We start from the raw sequence: 19773 nt of genomic DNA, 5'->3' as shown, positions 1-19773 counted from the left end.
TTCCTCTCGAAGTGTGAAATCAGTCAAGGTTGAGATAGGGGGTCACCAGAGCGAGCCACATTCTTTCCACATCATCCTCGATGAGGTCGTATGTCTTGCGATCCCGTTTCAAACCTACGAGCCGGCAAGCGTGCCCGACGTCCATCATCAGCACGCCGAGTCGGCTGGCGATCTTGTCTTCAAGCGCCGGGTTCACATGCTGCAGCCATGCGGCGTACAGCGCGATGATCTGCTCGTCATATTCGTCCTGGATCGGCCTGAGATCGGCATTGCCGGAGATGGCTTCGATCACCGGCATCAGGGTGGCGTTTTCGAGATAAATCCTGGAGGTATCGATGAAGAGCTTGCGCACTTCCTGGCGGAACTCGTCGCGGTTGGTGGGCGGGGTGACCTCGATGCGCCTGGCGATCACCTCGGGAAAGGATGACAGCCAGCGCCGGGCGAGGTCGAGAAGAATGGCTTCCTTGTTGGGGAAGTACTGGTAGAGCGACCCGACCGACAGGCCAGCGCGCCGCGCAATGGCGAGCGTCGTCGGCGTCTTGGTTCCTTGCTCCCGTGTCAAGGTCAGCGCCGCGTCGAGAATCCGGTCGACCACCTTGCTCGACCGCTGCTGCCGCGGCTGCTTGCGCGGTTCGAGCGCCATCCTGGTTTCGCGGCTGAGACTGCGCTTCACGGCTGGTGTCCTCGTCCCCCGCTGGGTCTCACCCTGGCGCTGGGTGTTGTCCACAATACATTCGAAATTCGGCACGTTGACAAACGCGAATAATTAGTCGCATTCTTTTATCCACGCTGTTTTCGGAGATCACAAGGGGAATTTCAAAACAGCGCACTGGCATCAGTTTCGTCCGGTTGCACCGCTCCAGCGGAATGGCAGCTTGTCGGGCAAGAGGGTTGCCGGTCTCAGTCAGTCGTCAAAAGCGCGGAGTCGCGATGTCTGTCACGGGTGCGGGTGCTGATCTGATCGTCATCAATGGTCGCGTGCAGACCATGGACGAAGACAATCCCGCCGCCGAGGCCATTGCCGTCAGGGACGGCGCCATCATCGCCATCGGCAGCCGCGCCGCCATTGAAGCGCTCAAGGGACCAGCCACAAAGACCATCGACGCCATGGGCGGCTCGGTGATCCCGGGCTTCATCGAAGCCCACATGCATCTGTTTTCGGGAGGGGCCGAGCTCGCGCATCTTCAGCTTGGCGGTATCCATGGCTTCGAGGCGCTGCAAAAGGCAATCCGCGATTATGCGTCGACACGGCCCGAGGCGAAGATGCTGGTCGGGCAGGGCGTCGATTATACCGTGCTTGGCGACGAGCGGGTGACGCGCCATCATCTCGACGCCATCCTGCCGGATCGCCCTTTCTGCATGGCGGCGCCTGACCACCACACGATGTGGGCCAACACCAAGGCGATGGAGATGGCCGGCATTCTGCAGGGACGCACGCTCGGTCCGGGCAATGAGATCGTCATGGGCGAAGACGGCCTGGCCGCTGGCGAATTGCGCGAGGGCGAGGCGTTCGGTCCCGTGCTCGACCTTGCCGGCGAAAGCCGGGTGCGGCTGGGGCTGTCGACCGGCGGCGAGCCCGATCCGATGCCGTCGGTGGCCGAACGTGCCGCCGACCGCGACATCATGCGGCGCGGGCTTGCCTGGTGCGCGCGCCACGGCATCACCTCGATCCAGAACATGGACGGCAATCTCTACCAGCTCGAATTGCTTTCCGAGATCGAGGCCGAGGAAGGCTTGCCCTGCCGCGTCAAAATCCCGTTCCACTACAAGAATTTCATGACGCTCGACATGCTCGACAAGGCCTCCGTGATGGCTGAGCGCTACGACAGCGAGTGGCTGTCATCGGGCATGGTCAAAGTGTTTTATGACGGCGTGCTCGACTCCTGGACCGCGGTGATGGTCGAGCCCTATGCGGACCGTCCCGACTGGGTCGGCGAGCCGCTGTTCACGCCGCAGCAATTCATCGATCTCGCCGTGGCCGTCGACAAACGCGGGCTGCAGATCGCCGTGCACTCGATCGGCGATGGCGCGGTGCGCGCGGTGCTCGACGGTTACCAGGCGGCGCAGAAGGCCAACGGCAAACGCGACAGCCGGCACCGGGTCGAGCATATCGAGGTCACCACCGCCGCCGACGTGCCGCGTTTCGCCGAACTCGGCGTCATCGCCTCGATGCAGCCGCCGCATCCGCCCGGTGCCATGGATTTTCCGCTGGAACCGACCGTATCGCGCATCGGGCCGGCCCGCTGGCCGCTGAGCTATGCCTGGCGCACCCTGAAGGATGCGGGCGCGCATGTCGTGTTCGCGTCGGACTGGCCGGTGGCGGTGATGGACCCGATCCTGGGCATCCAGGCGGCAATGCTGCGCAAACCGTGGGCAGAAACCGATCCGGACCAGAGCTTCTCTCTGCAGGAGGCGCTTGCCGCCTACACGGTCGAGGGCGCCTATGCCGAATTCGCCGAGCATCGTAAAGGCGTGCTGAAGCCGGGCTATATGGCGGATCTGGTGGTTTTGTCGGCGGATATCGAGAAGACGGCGCCGGCCGAATTGCACAAAGTGCGCCCGGTGACGACGGTCTGCGGTGGCAAGGTCACCTACCAGGCCTGAGAATGGCATGCGGCTTGCGAAGCTTGCGGCTTGCAAGGCGAATTGACTGACTGAACTGTGGTTCAAGGCCGGACTTGCCAACCTACCGGCCGTGTGGTCACATCGAACAGGGGAAAAACTCCGCCGAAAAGAGCGGGGTCAACAGTGAGGCGTATCGTGCCGGACAAACCGGATCGGAATGCAATTGAAGTCGTAAACGTCAGCAAAATTTTCGGATCAGGAGAAGGGCAGGTCGCTGCCCTCGACACGGTCTCGGTATCCATCCGCGAGAACGAGTTCTTCACGCTGCTGGGACCATCCGGCTGCGGCAAGACCACGTTGCTGAGGCTGATTGCCGGCTTCGACTTTCCAACCGCCGGCGAAATCCTGCTTTACGGCCAGGACATTGCGCCACTGCCGCCGTTCAAGCGGCCGGTCAACACCGTCTTCCAGTCCTACGCGCTGTTCCCGCACATGACCGTCGCCGACAATATCGGCTTTGGCCTCGATATGCTGGGCAAGCCGAAGGCCGAGATCACGGCACGCGTCGGCGAGATGCTCAAGCTGGTGAAGATGGAGGCGCTGGCGGGTCGCCGCACCAGCCAGATCTCCGGCGGCCAGCAGCAGCGCGTGGCACTCGCCCGGGCGCTGGCGCCACAGCCCAAGGTGTTGTTGCTCGACGAGCCGCTCTCGGCGCTCGACTACAAGCTGCGCAAGGAGATGCAGATCGAGTTGAAGCGGCTGCAGCACGAGACCGGCATCACCTTCATCTTCGTCACCCATGACCAGGAAGAAGCGCTGACCATGTCGGACCGCATCGCCGTGATGTCGTCTGGCAAGATCCTGCAGGTCGGCTCGCCGCGCGACATCTACGACCGGCCGGCCGAGCGCTTCGTCGCCGATTTCATCGGCGAGTCGAATTTCCTCAAGGCGGACGTGGTCGGCGCGACTGGTGGCCGGGCGACGGTGAAGCTGTCCTCTGGCGTGGAAATCCCGGCCTCGCTGCCGGAAGGGTTCAGCCCCAGCGGCAAGGTCACCATCGTCGTGCGTCCCGAGCATGCGCAGCTGGGGGCAGCCAGCCCGAGCGCTTCGCTGTCCGGCACCGTCGAGAACATCGTCTATCTCGGCACAGACACGCACTTTCACCTGCGCCTTGCCGGTGGCGAACCCTTCATCGTGCGGCGTCAGAACAGCCGCGGCGCCAGCGACGGCATCGTGCAGGGCGGCCAGGTCGGCATCGCGATCGGCAGCGACGCCGCGCAAGTGCTGAAGGACTGATCATGGCGACCGCGGAAGAAGTCGCCAAGGCAGCGGAGCGGCGTGACGTCCGCGACCGCTGGCTGCTGTCAGCGCCAGCTTTGCTGGTCATTTTTCTCGCCGCGACCGGCCCCTTGCTGATCGTGCTGGTCTACTCGTTCCTGACACCCGGTGCTTATGGCGACGTGAAGTGGCAGCTTTCACCCGATGCCTGGCTGTCGGTGTTCATGGAACGCGACATTTTCGACGACACGCTTTCGCTTGCGGCGGCGCATGTCACCATTTTCTGGCGTTCGATCAAGCTGGCGGTGGTGACGACCATCGCCACTTTGGCGCTCGGGTTTCCCACCGCCTATTTCATGGCGACGCGCAGTGAGAAGACCAGGGATCTCTGGCTGTTCCTGATCACCATTCCGTTCTGGACCAACCTTCTGATCCGCACCTTCGCCGTGCTGCAGATCATCCGCAACGAAGGCATCATCAACACCATTCTGCTCAAGCTCGGCATCGTCTCGGCGCCGGTGCAGATCCTCTACACCGACACCGCGATCCTGATCGGCATGGCGTATGTCTACCTGCCGCTGATGGTGCTGCCGATCTATGCCAGCATGGAGAAGCTCGATTTCCGGCTGGTCGAGGCGGGCTACGATCTCTACGCGACACGCTTCAAGGTGCTGCGCAAGATCATTTTTCCGCTGGTCAAACCCGGCGTCATCGCCGGTTCCATCCTGGTCTTCATTCCGGCGCTCGGCGCCTATGTTACGCCCAGCGTGCTTGGCGGCGGCAAGAACATGATGCTGTCCAACCTGATCGAATTGCAGTTCGGCCAAGGCCGCAACTGGCCGCTCGGATCGGCATTGTCGATCACCGTGATGATCATCGTCATGGTGGCGCTGCTTGCCTATGTGCGCAATGCCGGCAAGTCGGGGGTGCGGCATGGCTAAGAACTTTTCCATCAAGCACCAGACCGGCTTCACGGCGATCGCCGCGACCTGTTTCATCGTGCTCTATCTGCCGATCATCGTGCTGGTCGCCTACGCCTTCAATGCGTCGAACTCGACATCCGAATGGGGCGGGTTCTCAATGAGGTGGTTCCAGTCGGCCTACCAGAATTCGCAAGTGATCGACGCCACCTTGCGCTCATTCCAGATCGGCGCCGTCGCAGCGGTGCTGTCGACGATCTTTGCCACCATGGCGGCACTGGCCACCACGCGCACGGCGCCTTATCCCGGCCTCACCTTCAAATATGCGGCGATCAACCAGCCGCTGATGGTGCCTGAGATCGTCACCGGCGTGGCGCTGCTCATCTTCTTCTCGCGCATAAAAATCTTCACCGGCTATTCCGGCCTCGGCTATCTGATCGCCGCGCATACGGCGTTCTGCATTCCGTTCGCCTACCTGCCGATCCGGGCGCGGCTGGAGAACATGGACCTGACGCTGGAGCGCGCCGCAGCCGATCTCTACGCCACGCCATGGAAGACTTTCCGCCGCATCACGCTGCCGCTTCTGTGGCCCGGTATCCTGGCCGGACTGATGCTGGCTTTCGTCATCTCGCTCGACGACGTCGTCATCACCGAGTTCGTCAAGTCGGGCGGCCAGGACACGCTGCCCACCTACATGCTCGGCCAGATCCGCCGCGGCATCACGCCTGAGATCAACGCGATATCGACCGCTTTCCTGCTGCTTTCGGTCGCGATCGTCACGTTGTTTTTCTTTGTCAGCAGGAAACAAGACTGAACCTACAAATGGGAGTTAAAACCATGAACTGGAAAACAACGACAGCCGCCATGGGGTTGGCGCTGCTCGCAACGACGGGCCTGGCCCGCGCCGATGGCGAGCTGAACATCTACAATTGGGGCAACTACACCAGCCCCGACGTGATCAAGAAGTTCGAAGCCAAATACAACGTCAAGGTCACCATCACCGATTACGATTCCAACGATACGGCGCTCGCCAAGGTGCGCCAGGGCGGCACCGGCTTCGACATTGCGGTTCCTTCGCAGACCTACGTGCCGATCTGGATCAAGGAAGGACTCGTGCAGGAGACCGATCCGGGCAAGATGGAGAATTTCAAGAACGTCGCGCCGGAATGGGCCAATCCTGAGTTCGATCCGGGCCGCAAATATTCCGTGCCATGGGCCTGGGGCACGATCGGCGTCGTCGTCAACACCGATGCCTACAAGGGGCCGGCCGACACGTGGGGTATCGTCTTCAACACGCCGGACGAGTTGAAGGGCAAGGTCAATGTCGTTCCCGAGATGAATGACGTTATCTTCGCGGCGATCAAATATGTCGGCGGCCAGCAGTGCACGGACGACAAGGCGGTGCTCAAGAAGGTGCGCGATACGCTTGTCGCAGCCAAGCCGAACTGGATCGCCATGGAATACAACACCATCGAGAAGATGGGCGCGGGCGACTTCAAGGCGACCAGCGACTGGAATGGTTCGGCGCTGCGCCAGCGGCTGGCCAATTCGGCCATCCACTACAACTATCCAAAGGAAGGCTACGGCCTGTGGAGCGATAACGTCGTCGTTCTGAAGGAGGCCAAGAACGTCGAGAACGCCAAACTGTTCCAGAACTTCATCATGGATCCGGAAAACGCGGCCGGCCTCTCGGCTTTCCACCGCTACGCCAACGCCATCACCGGCTCGGACAAGTACATGCCGGCCGATATGAAGGATGCGCCGGAAGTCGTCATTCCGGAGGCTGCGAAGGCAAAGGGCGAATTCCAGAAGATGTGCGCGCCTGAGACCCAGGACATCTACACCAAGATCTGGACCGAACTGCAGAAGTAACGGCAGTCTGACTGGCCCGGTGGCATGCGCCGCCGGGCCTTTCCTTTGGAATGGCTTTCATGGACTCCTATCGCAACAGCGATCCGCGGCCACCGATCATGCAGGGCTCGCCGCCGCAATTGGCTCTGCCGAAGCTCGATTGGGACCGGCCGCCCTGGAACCGCTGGGCCTTCCAGCACATCCGCGAATTCCTTCCGACCATCGAGGTCTGGCGCGGCAATGGCCATCGCCACCGTTTCGAGCGCGCAGAGACAGATCTCGACGCGCTGCCGGTGGAGGACAGCGAGGGCCGCCAGACAACGCTTGCCGGTCTGCTCGACGAAACCTATGCGGACGGCTTTCTCGTCCTGAAGAACGGCAAGGTCGCCTATGAGCGCTATTTCAACGGCATGGACGAGCGCACGCTGCACCTGTCGCAGTCGATGGCGAAGTCGATAACCGGCACAGTGTTCGGCATACTGGTCGGGCGTGGGCTGATCGATCCGGCCAAACCGGTGACCGCCTATCTGCCGGAGCTCGCCGAGACTGGCTGGGCCGGCGCCGGCGTGCAGCATGTGCTCGACATGACCACCGGTGTGTGCTTTTCCGAGGAATATACCGATCGCTATTCGGATATCGGCCAGGTCGATGTCGCCACCGGCTGGAAGCCGGTGCCGCCGGACAGCGATCCGGATTTCCAGTGGCCGTCGCATCTGTTCGAACTGATCCTGCGGCTGAAGGACAAGGCGCGGCCGCATGGCGCCGCATTCGAGTATCGCTCGATCGAAACCGATGTGCTGGCCTTCATCATGGAACGGGCGACCGGCAAACGGCTGGCTCAGCTGGTGTCCGAGGAGCTGTGGCAGAAGCTCGGCGCCGACGAAAGCGCTTGCTTCACCGTCGACAGCGCCGGCTATGCGCTGGCCGATGGCGGCTTCAACGCGACACTGCGCGACTACGCTCGCTTCGGCCAGCTGATCCTCGACAATGGCCGCGGCATCGTGCCCGCCGGGTGGATCGAGGCGACGCGCAACGGCAGGCATGGGCCGGACTTCAATCCGAGCCTGCCGGAAGGCAGCTATCACAACCAGTTCTGGATCGAGGATCCGCGTTCACGCGCACTGATGTGCCGGGGCGTGTTCGGGCAAATGATCCATATCGACTGGGACACCAGCATGGTCGTGGTCAAGCTTTCGACCTATCCGGATTTCAGCAATGTCGCCTATTCCGTGGCGACGCTGAAGGCCGTGCACGCCATCGCCAGGGCGCTTGGCTGATCCCCAACAAACCATCCTTTTGAGGAAACGTTCATGACCGGCAAGACCGCGTTCGAGACCCGCTACGGCTTTCGCCGCAACGAGGTGCTGCTTTCCAACTGGCGCGAAAACCCGTTCAACCGCTGGTCGTTCCAGAACCTTGGCGAACTGGTGCCAACCGCGCCCGTGGCCGCGACACCGGGAAGCGTCGAGGCACCGGCGCGGGATCTCGGCGAGCTGCTCGGCGAAAAGGTTTCGATTGCCGGCGCGCCGGAGACGGTGACCGAATTCCTGGCGCGTTCGAGCAGCGACGCGCTGACGGTGATGAAGGGGGGCAAGATCATCGGCGACTGGTTCGCGCCCAATATGGATTTCGGCGCCCGCCACATCGTCTTTTCGATCAGCAAGTCGATCACCGCCATCATCGCCGGCATACTGGAAGGCGAGGGCGTGTTCGATCCGCAAGCGCCGGTGACCCAGTATATCAAGGAAGCCGCCGGCTCGGCCTATGCCGATGCGAGCTGCCGGCATGTGCTCGACATGAGTGTCAGCCTCGATTTCGAGGAGGCCTATCTCGATCCCGAAGGCGCCTTTGCCCGTTATCGCCGCGCGACGCTGTGGAATCCGGGCGGCGGCACGGAAAGCCTGCGCGAATTCATCCTGACCTTGCAGCGGCTGGGCGAACCGCATGGCGAAACCTTTCGCTACCGCTCGCCCAATTCCGATCTCCTCGGCATCCTGCTCGAGCGCGCTTCCGGCCAGCGTTTCACCGACCTGATGCGCGAGAAACTGTGGCTGCCGCTGGGCGCCGTCAGCGAAGCCTCGATCGGCGTCGATATGGAAGGCACGGCGCGCACCGCCGGCGGCATCTCGGTGACGCCGCGCGACCTAGCGCGGATCGGCGAGATGATGCGGCAGGGCGGAACGGCCAATGGCCGGCGCATCGTGCCGGAAGCCTGGGTGCGCGATACGACCGTCACCGGCGGCAGTGCGGAAGCCTGGCAGCGCGGCACCATGGTGCATCTGTTCCCGAAGGGCCGGTATCGCAACAAATGGTACCAGACGGGTCACGAAAACGGCGCCTTCTGCGGCATCGGCATCCATGGCCAATGGCTCTACGTCGATCCGAAGGCGGAAGTGGTGATTGCAAAAATGGGGTCCCAGCCGGTGCCCGAGGACCAGGCACTCGAACGCGAGATCGTTGCCTTCTTTGAAGCGCTGAGCCGTATGGTCTGACCCGACGAAAGCATGGCGCTTTCCTGTGGACCTCGTTGACGCTTGAGAACGCTGCGGTTGGCGCGGCTGATATCAGCGCCTATGGTCGCCGCTCTTTTCGACAAGAGTGGTTGACGCAATTCCCGACCGAAAACCGTTTCACACTTTTCCTGGAATTGCCTGGAGCAGGAACGACATGGCATCAGACATCAAGCGCATCGCAGCCATAATCGCTGCCGAGATCGGCGCGCGGCCCGAACAGGCGGCTGCGGCGATCGGCCTGCTCGATGAGGGCGCGACCGTGCCGTTCTTGGCGCGTTACCGCAAGGAGGTCACGGGCGGGCTCGACGACACGCAATTGCGCGATCTTGCCGAGCGGCTGGCCTATCTGCGCGAGCTCGATGCGCGTCGCGACACCATCCTCGGTTCCATCCGCGACCAGGGCAAGCTGACCGAGGAGCTTGAAGGCAAGATCGTCGCCGCAACCACCAAGGCGGAGCTGGAAGACATCTATCTGCCCTATAAGCCCAAGCGCCGCACCAAGGCCGAGATCGCCCGGGAGCGCGGGCTGGGGCCGCTGGCCGAGGCGATCCTTGCCGACCGTTCGCTGGTGCCTGCCGAGGCGGCGCTTGCCTATGTCACCGAAGAGGTGGCCGACGCAAAGGCGGCACTCGACGGCGCGCGCGACATCCTGTCGGAACAGTTCGCCGAGAATGCCGATCTGGTCGGCAAGCTGCGCAGCTACATGAAGGAACGCGCCTTCATGCGCGCCCGCGTCGTCGACGGCAAGCAGGAAGCCGGCGCGAAATTCTCCGACTATTTCGACCATGTCGAGCGCTGGGCCAATGTGCCGAGCCATCGCGCGCTGGCGATGTTGCGCGGCCGCAACGAAGAAGTCTTGTCCCTCGACATCGAGGTCGACGCCGACGATACGTCGCCGGTGAAGCCGGTCGAGCGGATGATCGCCAATGCCTATGCCATCGGAGGCAGCCTGCCGGGAGACCGCTGGCTGATGGAGGTTGCCGGCTGGACCTGGCGCATAAAACTGTCGCTGCACCTGACGCTCGATTTGATGCGCGACCTGCGCGAACGGGCGGAGGAAGAGGCAATCCACGTCTTTGCCCGCAACCTCAGGGATTTGCTGCTGGCAGCACCCGCCGGATCGCGGCCGACCATGGGGCTCGACCCGGGCATCCGCACCGGCGTCAAGGTCGCGGTGGTCGACGGCACTGGCAAGGTGCTGACGACGACGACGGTGTATCCATTTCCGCCGAGGAACGATGTGCGCGGCGCGCAGGCGGAACTGGCCAAGCTGATCCGCCTGCACAAGATCGAACTGATCTCGATCGGCAACGGCACCGGCAGCCGCGAGACCGAGAAACTGGTCGCCGACATGCTGTCCGACATGCCTTCGGATGGCGGGCCGAAGCCGCTCAAGGTGATTGTCAGCGAAGCCGGCGCTTCGGTCTATTCGGCTTCCGCGACGGCAGCAGCAGAATTCCCCGGCCTCGACGTGTCGCTGCGCGGCGCGGTGTCGATCGCAAGGCGCCTGCAGGATCCGCTCGCCGAACTGGTCAAGATCGAACCGAAGTCGATCGGCGTCGGCCAATACCAGCACGATGTCGACCAATACCGGCTGGGCCGCTCGCTGGAAGCGGTGGTCGAGGACGCTGTCAATGCGGTTGGCGTCGATCTCAACACCGCTTCGGCGCCGCTTTTGGCGCGCGTGTCAGGTCTTGGCGCTTCTCTGGCCGATGCCATCGTCGCGCATCGCGATGCGACCGGACCGTTCGCCAGCCGCAAGGAGCTGCTCAAAGTGGCGCGGCTCGGACCGCGCGCGTTCGAACAATCCGCCGGCTTCCTGCGCATCGCCAATGGCAGCGAGCCGCTCGATGCCTCGTCGGTGCATCCGGAAGCCTATGGCGTGGCCAAGAAGATCGTCGCCGCTTGCGGCCGCGATGTGCGCGCGCTGATGGGCGACAGCGCCGCGCTCAAGGCACTCGACCCACGCGTCTTCGTTGATGAGCGTTTTGGTCTGCCGACGGTGCGCGACATCATTGCCGAGCTGGAAAAGCCCGGCCGCGATCCGCGTCCCGGTTTCAAGACGGCCACCTTCGCCGACGGCGTCGATGACATCAAGGATCTGAAGCCCGGCATGCTGCTCGAAGGCACCGTCACCAACGTCGCCGCCTTCGGCGCTTTCGTCGATATCGGCGTCCACCAGGACGGGCTGGTGCACGTCTCGCAACTGGCCGACCGCTTCATCAAGGATGCGCATGAGGTGGTGAAGGCCGGCGACGTGGTGAAGGTGCGCGTCGTCGATGTCGACATCAAGCGCAAGCGCATTGCGCTGTCCATGCGCAAGGACAGCGGCGAGGGCGGTGCACCGAAAGGGCCGCGCGACAATGGCGGCGGCAGGCCGGCGCCACGTTCGCCGGCGCCGCAGCGTCAGCCGGAACGGCCAGCCCAGCAAGGCGCGTTCGGCGCAGCACTGGCCGATGCGCTGAAGCGGAAGTAGCTACCACGCCAGAACAGCCGGCTCTTTCTCCACCTGGCCCAGCAGCCAATCGCGAAAGCTGGCGACCGGCGGGTGACCGCGCTTGTCGTGCGGGACCACGAGATAGTAGGCGCTGCGGCTTTGCATCGGCTGTCCCGGTGTCGGCACGAGCTGACCGCGCTGCAGCTCGCCGGCAATGAGAACCTGCGGCAGCAGCGCGACGCCAAGCCCGGCCATGCAGGCCTGGGCGACGGTGCCGAACTGCTCGAACTGCATGCCGGGCCCGTTCGGCGCGCTGAGACCTTGCGCTTCGAACCATTCGCTCCAGGCGCCGGGGCGCGTCGCCATGTGCAACAGCGGCAGGCGGGTGATATCGGCCGGTGTGGCGATGTCGCGGCTGGCCAGGAATTCGGGGGAAACCACCGGAATCACGGTTTCGCGCATCAGCACCGTCGAGTCGGCATCCGGCCAGTCCGGTTGGCCGTGATGAATGGCGGCGTCGAGCCGCTCTCGGGCGAAGTCGAAGCGGCCGATGCGGGTGACGAAATTGATGGTGATGTCTGGATTGTTTTCAACGAAATCCGGGATCAGCGGCATCAGCCAGCGTGTGCCGAAGGTCGGCAGTATGGCTAAGTTCAGTATGCCACTATGCCGATTGCTCATCAATCCAAGCGCTGCGTCGCGCAACTGGCCAAGTGCCGAGCGCACCGCCTCGGCATAGGTTTCGCCCGCAGGCGACAGCCTGACATTTCGGCTATCGCGTTCAAACAGCTTTCGGCCGAATTGCTCTTCCAGAAGCGCAATCTGCCTGCTGACGGCGCCCTGGGTCAGGTCGAGTTCCTGGGCGGCGGCGGTAAAGGAGCCGAGGCGGGCCACCGCCTCGAAGGCGGCAAGGGCGCTGGTGCTCGGCAAAAGACGACGCTGGACGTTCATTATCTATTACTACAGCTCATCGATCGGTGATGCAATTTCGTTTGATTTTTTCAAGGCGGAGGCGGATAAGCCCGGGCGATCAAGATTTTTCTTTGCGCATGTCGTTGTCCCAAAACCGCTGAACACTTTTGGGCGACATGCATTTGGGAGAGACCGAGCCATGGCCGCCGACAAGAACGCGTTCGTCTGGGAAGACCCTTTCCTGATAGAGAACCAGCTTTCCGAGGACGAGCGCATGGTGCGGGATGGCGCGGCGGCGTTCGCCGCCGACAAGCTCGCACCGCGCATCGAAGAAGCCTATCTCGAGGAAAAGACCGATGCCGGCATCTTTCGCGAGATGGGCGAGGCCGGCCTCCTCGGCATCACCATCCCGGAGGAATATGGCGGGCTCGGCGCCAACTACGTCACTTACGGGCTGGTGGCACGCGAGGTCGAGCGGGTCGATTCCGGCTATCGCTCGATGATGTCGGTGCAGTCGTCGCTGGTGATGTTTCCGATCCATGCCTATGGTTCGGAGGCGCAACGCAAGAAATACCTGCCGAAGCTGGCTTCGGGGGAGTGGATCGGCTGCTTCGGCCTGACCGAGCCGGATGCCGGTTCCGATCCGGGCGGCATGAAGACGCGGGCCGAAAAGACCGCGAACGGCTACAAGATTTCCGGCTCGAAGATGTGGATTTCCAATGCGCCGATCGCCGATGTGTTCGTCGTCTGGGCGAAGTTGAAGGGCGAGAACGGCAAGGATGATATCCGCGGCTTCGTGCTGGAAAAGGGCATGAAGGGGCTGTCGGCGCCGAAGATCGGCGGCAAACTGTCGCTGCGTGCGTCGATCACCGGCGAGGTGGTGATGGAAGGCGTCGAGGTTGGCGAAGACGCCTTGCTGCCCAATGCCAGGGGCCTCGGCGGTCCGTTCGGCTGCCTCAACCGGGCGCGCTACGGCATTTCCTGGGGCGCGATGGGCGCGGCCGAGGATTGCTGGCACCGCGCGCGGCAATACGGCCTCGACCGCAAGCAGTTTGGGAGGCCGCTCGCTGGCACGCAGCTGTTCCAGAAGAAGCTCGCCGATATGCAGACCGAAATCGCTCTGGGCTTGCAAGGCAGCTTGCGCGTTGGCCGGCTGATGGACGAGGGCAAGATGGCGCCCGAGATGATCTCGATCGTCAAGCGCAACAATTGCGGCAAGGCGCTCGACATTGCCCGCCAGGCCCGCGACATGCATGGCGGCAACGGCATCCAGATCGGCTACCACGTCATGCGCCACGCGCAGAATCTGGAGACGGTCAACACTTATGAAGGCACGCATGACGTGCACGCACTGATCCTTGGACGGGCGCAGACGGGGATACAAGCCTTCTTCTGAGCCGGCTTCCGCTGCTTAAATTAGGTGCACCGCAACATCTGTGCTTGGAGATTGGCCAGCAGATGTGTCAGGGTTCGGCTGCTAAAACACCGAACTTTGAGGCCCCATGGCAATTCTGGCAGCCGTCTACCATCTGACCCACTACAAATATGACCGGCCGGTGGTTCTCGGGCCCCAGGTCATCAGGCTGCAGCCGGCGCCGCATTCCCGCACCAAGGTGCTCAGCCATTCGCTCAAGGTCGGACCAGCCAACCACTTCGTCAATCTGCAGCAGGATCCCTACGGGAATTTCCTGGCCCGCTTCGTCTTCCCGGAGCCGGTGACGGAACTGAAGATCGAGGTCGACCTCGTCGCCGACATGACGGTCTACAATCCGTTCGATTTCTTCGTAGAGCCGTCGGCCGAGGCGTTTCCGTTCGACTATCCCGAAGAAATCCGCGACGATCTCGCCATCTACAGGACGCCTGAACCGGCCGGGCCGCTGCTGTCGGCCTTCCTCGCAACCATCGACCGCAGTGCGCCCAACACCGTCAATTTCCTCGTCGATCTCAACGCGCGGCTGCAGCGCGAGATCGGCTATATCGTGCGCATGGAGACCGGCGTGTTCTCGCCGGAGGAGACGCTGGCCGCGAAGAAAGGCTCGTGCCGCGATTCGAGCTGGCTGTTGGTGCAAATCCTGCGCAACCTCGGCATCGCCGCGCGCTTCGTGTCCGGCTATCTGATCCAGCTGAAGCCCGATCTTGTGGCGCTCGATGGCCCGGCCGGAACGGCCGTCGACTTCACCGACCTGCATGCCTGGTGCGAGGTCTATCTGCCGGGCGCCGGCTGGATCGGCTTCGACCCGACCTCGGGCCTGCTGACCGGCGAAAGCCATGTGCCGCTGGCGGCGACGCCGCATTTCCGCAATGCCGCGCCGATTTCCGGCATGGCGAGCTTTGCCAATGTCGAGTTCGGCTTCGACATGCGTGTCGACCGCATTGCGGAGCATCCGCGCATCACCAAGCCGTTCTCCGACGAGAGCTGGCAGGCGCTGGATGCGCTGGGCAACAAGGTCGACGCCGCACTACAAGCCGGCGACGTCAGGTTGACCATGGGCGGCGAGCCGACCTTCGTCTCCATCGACGATTTCGAGTCGGCGGAATGGAACACCGCCGCCGTCGGCCCGACCAAGCGCGAAAAGGCCGATGCGCTGATCAGAAAGCTGCGCGAACGTTTCGCGCCGGGCGGTTTTTTGCACCACGGCCAGGGCAAATGGTATCCGGGCGAAAGCCTGCCGCGCTGGACCTTTTCGCTCTACTGGCGCACCGACGGCCAGCCGGTGTGGAGCGATCCGTCGCTGATCGCGCGCGAAAAGAGCGACGCGAAGGTCGGACCGCAGCAGGCCGAAAGCCTGCTGACGGCAATCGCCGGCGAACTCGGCATCGATAAAGGCATGGTCAGCGAAGCCTATGAAGACCCGGCCGAATGGCTGCTCAAGGAAGGCAAGCTGCCGGACAATGTCGACCCGTCCAATTCCAAGCTGGAAGACCCGGAAGAGCGCAGCCGCATGACGAAAGTGTTCGAGCGCGGGCTGACCAAGCCGTCGGGCTATGTGCTGCCGGTGCAGCGCTGGAACAGCCCGGCTTCGGCTTCAGAGCCGCGTTGGCGTTCGGAGAAATGGAAGACAAGGCGCGGCCGGCTGTTCCTGGTGCCGGGCGATTCACCGGTCGGCTACCGCTTGCCGCTGGGCACGCTGCCCTACGTGCCGCCGGCGCAGTTCCCCTACATTGTGCCGGTCGATCCGTCACTGCCGCGTGGACCACTGCCGGCGCGAGAAGCAATCCTGCCAGAACCGGCTCCGGCAGAACTGGAAGGCGCCGATGAAATGGCGCGCCGCCAGCAGGCGATTTCGTTCACCGCGACGACCGGCCAGCAGGACCGGGTCGAGCAGGAGATCACCGAGATCGGCGGCGCGGTGCGCACCGCACTTTCGGTCGAGCCGCGCGACGGGCGGCTCTGCGTGTTCATGCCGCCGGTCGAGGCGCTGGAAGATTATCTCGAACTGGTGGCAGCTGCCGAGAACGCGGCCAAGGCAATCGGCTTGCCCGTGCATATCGAAGGCTATGGGCCGCCGCACGATCCGCGCCTCAACGTCATCCGCGTGGCGCCCGATCCCGGTGTCATCGAGGTCAACATCCATCCGGCTTCGAATTGGCAAGACTGTGTGGCGACGACGACGGCGATCTACGAGGAGGCGCGGCAGACGCGGCTTGGCGCCGACAAGTTCATGATCGACGGTCGCCACACCGGCACCGGCGGCGGCAACCATGTCGTCGTCGGTGGCGCGACGCCGAATGACAGCCCGTTCCTGCGCCGGCCTGATTTGTTGAAGAGCCTGGTGCTGCAATGGCAGCGGCGGCCGTCGCTGTCCTATCTGTTCTCCGGCCTGTTCATCGGCCCGACCAGCCAGGCGCCACGCTTCGACGAGGCGCGCCACGACTCGCTCTACGAGCTCGAGATTGCGATGGCGCAGGTGCCGCACCCCGACCAGGGCAATGCACCCTTGCCGTGGCTGGTCGACCGGCTGTTCCGCAATCTGCTCACCGACGTCACCGGCAACACGCACCGCTCGGAAATCTGCATCGACAAGCTTTTCTCGCCGGATGGCCCGACCGGCCGGCTCGGCCTGGTCGAGTTTCGCGGCTTCGAGATGCCGCCCAATGCGCGCATGTCGCTGGCGCAGCAGCTTCTGGTCCGCGCCATCATCGCCCGCGCGTGGAAGACCCCGCTCGACGGCCGCTTCGTGCGCTGGGGCACCTCGCTGCATGACCGTTTCATGCTGCCGCATTATGTCTGGGCGGATTTCCTCGACGTGCTGGACGACCTCAAGCTCAACGGCTTCGAGTTCCGTCCCGAATGGTTCGACGCGCAGCTGGAATTCCGCTTTCCCTTCTGCGGTGAGGTGCAACATGCCGGCATCAAGCTGGAACTGCGGCAGGCGCTGGAGCCGTGGCACGTGATGGGCGAGCAGGGCGCCATCGGCGGCACGGTGCGCTTCGTCGATTCCTCGGTCGAACGGCTGCAGGTCAGGACCGAAGGCCTCAACCCGGAACGTCATGCCATCGTCTGCAACGGCCGCGTCGTGCCGATGAAGGTGACCGACAACCGCGAGGTCGCGGTGGCGGGCGTGCGCTTCAAGGCCTGGCAGCCGGCGTCCGGCCTGCATCCGGCGCTGCCGGTCAACACGCCACTGGTCTTCGACATCTACGACCGCTGGTCCGGGCGGGCGGTAGGCGGCTGCGTCTACCATGTCGCGCATCCCGGCGGGCGCAGCTACGACACTTTCCCGGTCAACGGCAACGAGGCCGAGGCGCGGCGGCTCGCGCGCTTCGAGCCGCGCGGGCACACGCCGTCGGCCTATGTGCTGCGTAACGAAGAAGCCTCTGAAGACTTCCCAATGACACTTGACCTCAGGCGGCCACCCAGACTCTGATCAGCGATGGCAAAGGGGAATCAGAAAAAGATCCGCGGCAAGCCGCTGAGGCACAGTCTGCTGGAGCACTACCAGCCGATTGACGGTGTCGTTGACGAGATGGTCGATGCGTCGGGTCATCCGCGTCCAGCCTGGGCCGCTTTCATAGAGGCGCTGGAGGAACTGGGCCCGGAAAAGCTCGGCCAGCGCTTTGCCCGCGCCGACCAGTATCTGCGCGACGCCGGCGTCTATTACCGCGTCTACGACAAGGCCGGCGCCAATGAGCGCGAATGGCCGCTGGCGCATATTCCGCTGCTGATCGAAGACAGGGAATGGGCCGAGATCAGCGCCGGTCTCGTGCAGCGGGCCGATCTGTTCGAGGAGATCGTCGCCGACATTTACGGGCCGAACCGGCTGGTCGAGAAGGGTATCCTGCCGGCCGGCCTGATTGCGGCGAGCCCTGAATATTTGCGGCCGATCGCCGGCACCCGGCCGGCCAGCGGGCATTTCCTGCATTTTTGCGCCTTCGAGCTTGGCCGCGGGCCGGATGGACGCTGGTGGGTTCTGGGCGACCGTACGCAGGCACCGTCGGGCGCCGGCTTTGCGCTGGAAAACCGCGTCGCCACCACGCGTGCGCTGTCGGACATCTATGGCGAGATGCATGTGCATCGCCTGGCCGGCTTCTTCCGCCGTTTTCGCGATGCGCTGATCGGCATGGCCAAGGAGAATGACGGCCGCGTCGCCATACTGACGCCGGGGCCGCTCAACGAGACTTATTACGAGCACGCCTATATCGCCCGCTATCTTGGCATCATGCTCCTCGAGGGCGAAGACCTGACAGTCTCCGGCGGCAAGTTGATGGTGCGCACGGTGTCCGGGCTGATGCCGATCAGCGTGCTGTGGCGACGGCTCGATGCCGCCTTCGCCGATCCGCTGGAACTCAGGCCCGACTCGCAGATCGGCACGCCTGGGCTGGTCGAGGCGATCCGCCGCGGTGCCGTTTCGACCGTCAACGCGCTGGGCTCCGGCTTGATGGAGACGCGGGCGCTGCTCGCCTTCCTGCCGGAGATCTCGCGCGCATTGCGCGGCGAAGAGCTTTTGTTGCCGAGCGTCGCCACCTGGTGGTGCGGGCAGGACAGCGAACGCCGGCATGTGATTGCCAATCTCGACCGCATGGTGGTCGGCCCGGCGCTGTCGACGCGCCTTGCCTTCGAGGACGATGATCAGACCAGGCTCGGTTCGGCGCTGACGCCCGAGGAACGCACTGCGCTGATTGCGCGGATCGAGAGCGACGGCGGCGGTTTCGTTGGCCAGGAAGCGGTGACGCTGTCGACGACGCCGGTCTATGTCGGCGGCTGGCTGGAACCACGGCCGGCCAGCCTGCGCGTCTATCTGGCGCGCACGCCGGAGGGCTGGACGGTGATGCCGGGTGGTTTCGCCCGCGTTGGCCTCTCGCTCGACCCGACGGCTATCGCCATGCAGCGCGGCGGCCAGGCGGCCGACGTCTGGGTGGTCAGCGACAAGCCGGTCGAGCGCGAGACGCTGCTGCCGCAGGAGCATGACAGTTTTGCCCGCACCATGCCGGGCAGCCTGCCCAGCCGTGCGGCCGAAAACCTGACCTGGCTCGGCCGCTACATCGAGCGCTCGGAAGACACGGTGCGCATCCTGCGCGCCTATCATGTGCGGCTGGCCGAGACGTCCGATCCGGACATGCCGCTGCTCGCCGGCGTCAGGGACTATCTCGAACCGTTCGGCATCGACCTCGAAGCAGCCATTCCGCCCGGATTGATCGGCACGCTGGACAGCGCCGTCTACAGCGCCGGGCAGATCCGCGACCGGTTTTCGCCCGATGGCTGGCTGGCATTGAAGGACCTGTCCAAGACCATCCACCAATTCGCAACGACAGTGGCGCCGGGCGACGATGCGACGCGGGCGATGACGGTCATGCTGCGCAAGCTCGCCGGCTTTTCCGGCCTGCTGCATGAGAACATGTACCGTTTCACCGGCTGGCGTTTCCTCGAGATCGGCCGGCGCATCGAGCGCGGCATCCAGATCGCCCGCACGCTTGCCTGTCTCACCCGAGCCAGTGCGCCGGACGGCTCGCTCGACATGATGCTGGAGATCGGCGACAGCGTCATGACCCATCGCCGGCAGTATCCGGTGCGGGCCGGACGGCGCACGGTGATCGACCTTTTGGCGCTCGACCCGCTCAACCCACGCTCTATCCTGTTCCAGCTCGAACGGCTGAGGGCGGAAATCGGCCTCTTGCCGTCTGTCGGCCCGGAAGGGCATATGTCGGCGGCGGCCAAGGAAATCCTGCAGCTCAATACGGCAATTGCCGTCATGGAGCCATCGGAGATGTCGGCGGAGGTGCTGGACGATCTCGCCACCGAGATCGGCAACCTCTACAACAGCCTCGCCAAAGCGTATTTCGGCTAAGCAGGCTCCGC

13 protein-coding genes are annotated in these 19773 nt (G+C 63.8%); 11 read left to right on the top strand and 2 right to left on the bottom strand.

Going from position 1 to position 19773, the window contains the following annotated elements; all coding sequences use genetic code 11:
• Window positions 1-19: 19 nt before the first annotated feature.
• Window positions 20-673 (bottom strand): TetR/AcrR family transcriptional regulator, encoded by a 654-nt coding sequence (locus tag ACWGTI_RS03010; RefSeq protein ID WP_454585731.1) that lies wholly within the window; start codon window positions 671-673, stop codon window positions 20-22.
• 257 nt (window positions 674-930) lie between these two features.
• On the opposite strand from ACWGTI_RS03010, the gene ACWGTI_RS03005 reads away from it, so the two are divergent.
• From ACWGTI_RS03005 to ACWGTI_RS02970, 8 genes are all read left to right on the top strand, one after another.
• Entirely contained in the window at window positions 931-2604 is a 1674-nt protein-coding gene (locus ACWGTI_RS03005) for an amidohydrolase (protein ID WP_454585730.1), read from the top strand.
• 156 nt (window positions 2605-2760) lie between these two features.
• Complete coding sequence (locus tag ACWGTI_RS03000; protein ID WP_454585729.1) at window positions 2761-3861, top strand: ABC transporter ATP-binding protein; 1101 nt, start codon at window positions 2761-2763, stop codon at window positions 3859-3861.
• A gap of 2 nt (window positions 3862-3863) precedes the next feature.
• Window positions 3864-4784, top strand: a complete 921-nt coding sequence (locus ACWGTI_RS02995) for an ABC transporter permease (RefSeq protein WP_454585728.1) — start codon at window positions 3864-3866, stop codon at window positions 4782-4784.
• Window positions 4777-5577, top strand: coding sequence for an ABC transporter permease (locus tag ACWGTI_RS02990; protein ID WP_454585727.1), 801 nt, complete (start codon window positions 4777-4779; stop codon window positions 5575-5577). Before ACWGTI_RS02995 ends, ACWGTI_RS02990 begins: the two co-directional genes overlap by 8 nt.
• Before the next feature lie 23 nt (window positions 5578-5600).
• A complete protein-coding gene (locus tag ACWGTI_RS02985; protein ID WP_454585726.1) occupies window positions 5601-6635 on the top strand; it encodes an ABC transporter substrate-binding protein in 1035 nt (344 codons plus the stop codon).
• Between the two features lie 59 nt (window positions 6636-6694).
• Window positions 6695-7891 carry a serine hydrolase domain-containing protein gene (locus ACWGTI_RS02980; protein ID WP_454585725.1) on the top strand — a complete coding sequence of 399 codons (1197 nt, stop codon included), beginning with the start codon at window positions 6695-6697 and terminating at the stop codon, window positions 7889-7891.
• Window positions 7892-7924: 33 nt separating this feature from the next.
• A complete protein-coding gene (locus ACWGTI_RS02975; protein WP_454585724.1) occupies window positions 7925-9106 on the top strand; it encodes a serine hydrolase domain-containing protein in 1182 nt (393 codons plus the stop codon).
• 175 nt (window positions 9107-9281) lie between these two features.
• Window positions 9282-11603, top strand: coding sequence for a Tex family protein (locus ACWGTI_RS02970; protein WP_454585723.1), 2322 nt, complete (start codon window positions 9282-9284; stop codon window positions 11601-11603).
• Here ACWGTI_RS02970 and ACWGTI_RS02965 read toward each other — a convergent pair whose 3' ends face one another.
• The gene (locus ACWGTI_RS02965) at window positions 11604-12515 is read right to left on the bottom strand and encodes a LysR family transcriptional regulator (RefSeq protein WP_454585722.1); all 912 of its coding nucleotides are present in this window, start codon (window positions 12513-12515) and stop codon (window positions 11604-11606) included.
• Window positions 12516-12675: 160 nt separating this feature from the next.
• Between ACWGTI_RS02965 and ACWGTI_RS02960 the strand changes: the two genes are divergently transcribed.
• The 3 genes from ACWGTI_RS02960 to ACWGTI_RS02950 all read left to right on the top strand — a co-directional run bounded on the left by ACWGTI_RS02960 (window position 12676) and on the right by ACWGTI_RS02950 (window position 19762).
• On the top strand, window positions 12676-13872 hold the full coding sequence (locus ACWGTI_RS02960) for an acyl-CoA dehydrogenase (RefSeq protein ID WP_454585721.1): 1197 nt from the start codon (window positions 12676-12678) through the stop codon (window positions 13870-13872).
• 106 nt (window positions 13873-13978) lie between these two features.
• Entirely contained in the window at window positions 13979-17344 is a 3366-nt protein-coding gene (locus tag ACWGTI_RS02955) for a transglutaminase family protein (protein WP_454585720.1), read from the top strand.
• Window positions 17345-17350: 6 nt separating this feature from the next.
• Window positions 17351-19762, top strand: coding sequence for a circularly permuted type 2 ATP-grasp protein (locus ACWGTI_RS02950; RefSeq protein ID WP_454585719.1), 2412 nt, complete (start codon window positions 17351-17353; stop codon window positions 19760-19762).
• Window positions 19763-19773: the final 11 nt, after the last annotated feature.

The organism is Mesorhizobium sp. ArgA1, assembly GCF_053714375.1.
Note: the sequence above shows the minus strand (reverse complement) of the source record. Positions and strands in the feature narration are given on the sequence as shown.

Excerpts from the sequence above, each read along its gene's own strand:
- ACWGTI_RS03005 (WP_454585730.1), top strand. The coding sequence starts at position 931 with ATGTCTGTCACGGGTGCGGGTGCTGATCTGATCGTCATCAATGGTCGC.
- ACWGTI_RS02995 (WP_454585728.1), top strand. The coding sequence starts at position 3,864 with ATGGCGACCGCGGAAGAAGTCGCCAAGGCAGCGGAGCGGCGTGACGTC.
- ACWGTI_RS02990 (WP_454585727.1), top strand. The coding sequence starts at position 4,777 with ATGGCTAAGAACTTTTCCATCAAGCACCAGACCGGCTTCACGGCGATC.
- ACWGTI_RS02985 (WP_454585726.1), top strand. The coding sequence starts at position 5,601 with ATGAACTGGAAAACAACGACAGCCGCCATGGGGTTGGCGCTGCTCGCA.
- ACWGTI_RS02980 (WP_454585725.1), top strand. The coding sequence starts at position 6,695 with ATGGACTCCTATCGCAACAGCGATCCGCGGCCACCGATCATGCAGGGC.
- ACWGTI_RS02975 (WP_454585724.1), top strand. The coding sequence starts at position 7,925 with ATGACCGGCAAGACCGCGTTCGAGACCCGCTACGGCTTTCGCCGCAAC.
- ACWGTI_RS02970 (WP_454585723.1), top strand. The coding sequence starts at position 9,282 with ATGGCATCAGACATCAAGCGCATCGCAGCCATAATCGCTGCCGAGATC.
- ACWGTI_RS02965 (WP_454585722.1), bottom strand. The coding sequence starts at position 12,515 with ATGAACGTCCAGCGTCGTCTTTTGCCGAGCACCAGCGCCCTTGCCGCC.
- ACWGTI_RS02960 (WP_454585721.1), top strand. The coding sequence starts at position 12,676 with ATGGCCGCCGACAAGAACGCGTTCGTCTGGGAAGACCCTTTCCTGATA.
- ACWGTI_RS02955 (WP_454585720.1), top strand. The coding sequence starts at position 13,979 with ATGGCAATTCTGGCAGCCGTCTACCATCTGACCCACTACAAATATGAC.
- ACWGTI_RS02950 (WP_454585719.1), top strand. The coding sequence starts at position 17,351 with ATGGCAAAGGGGAATCAGAAAAAGATCCGCGGCAAGCCGCTGAGGCAC.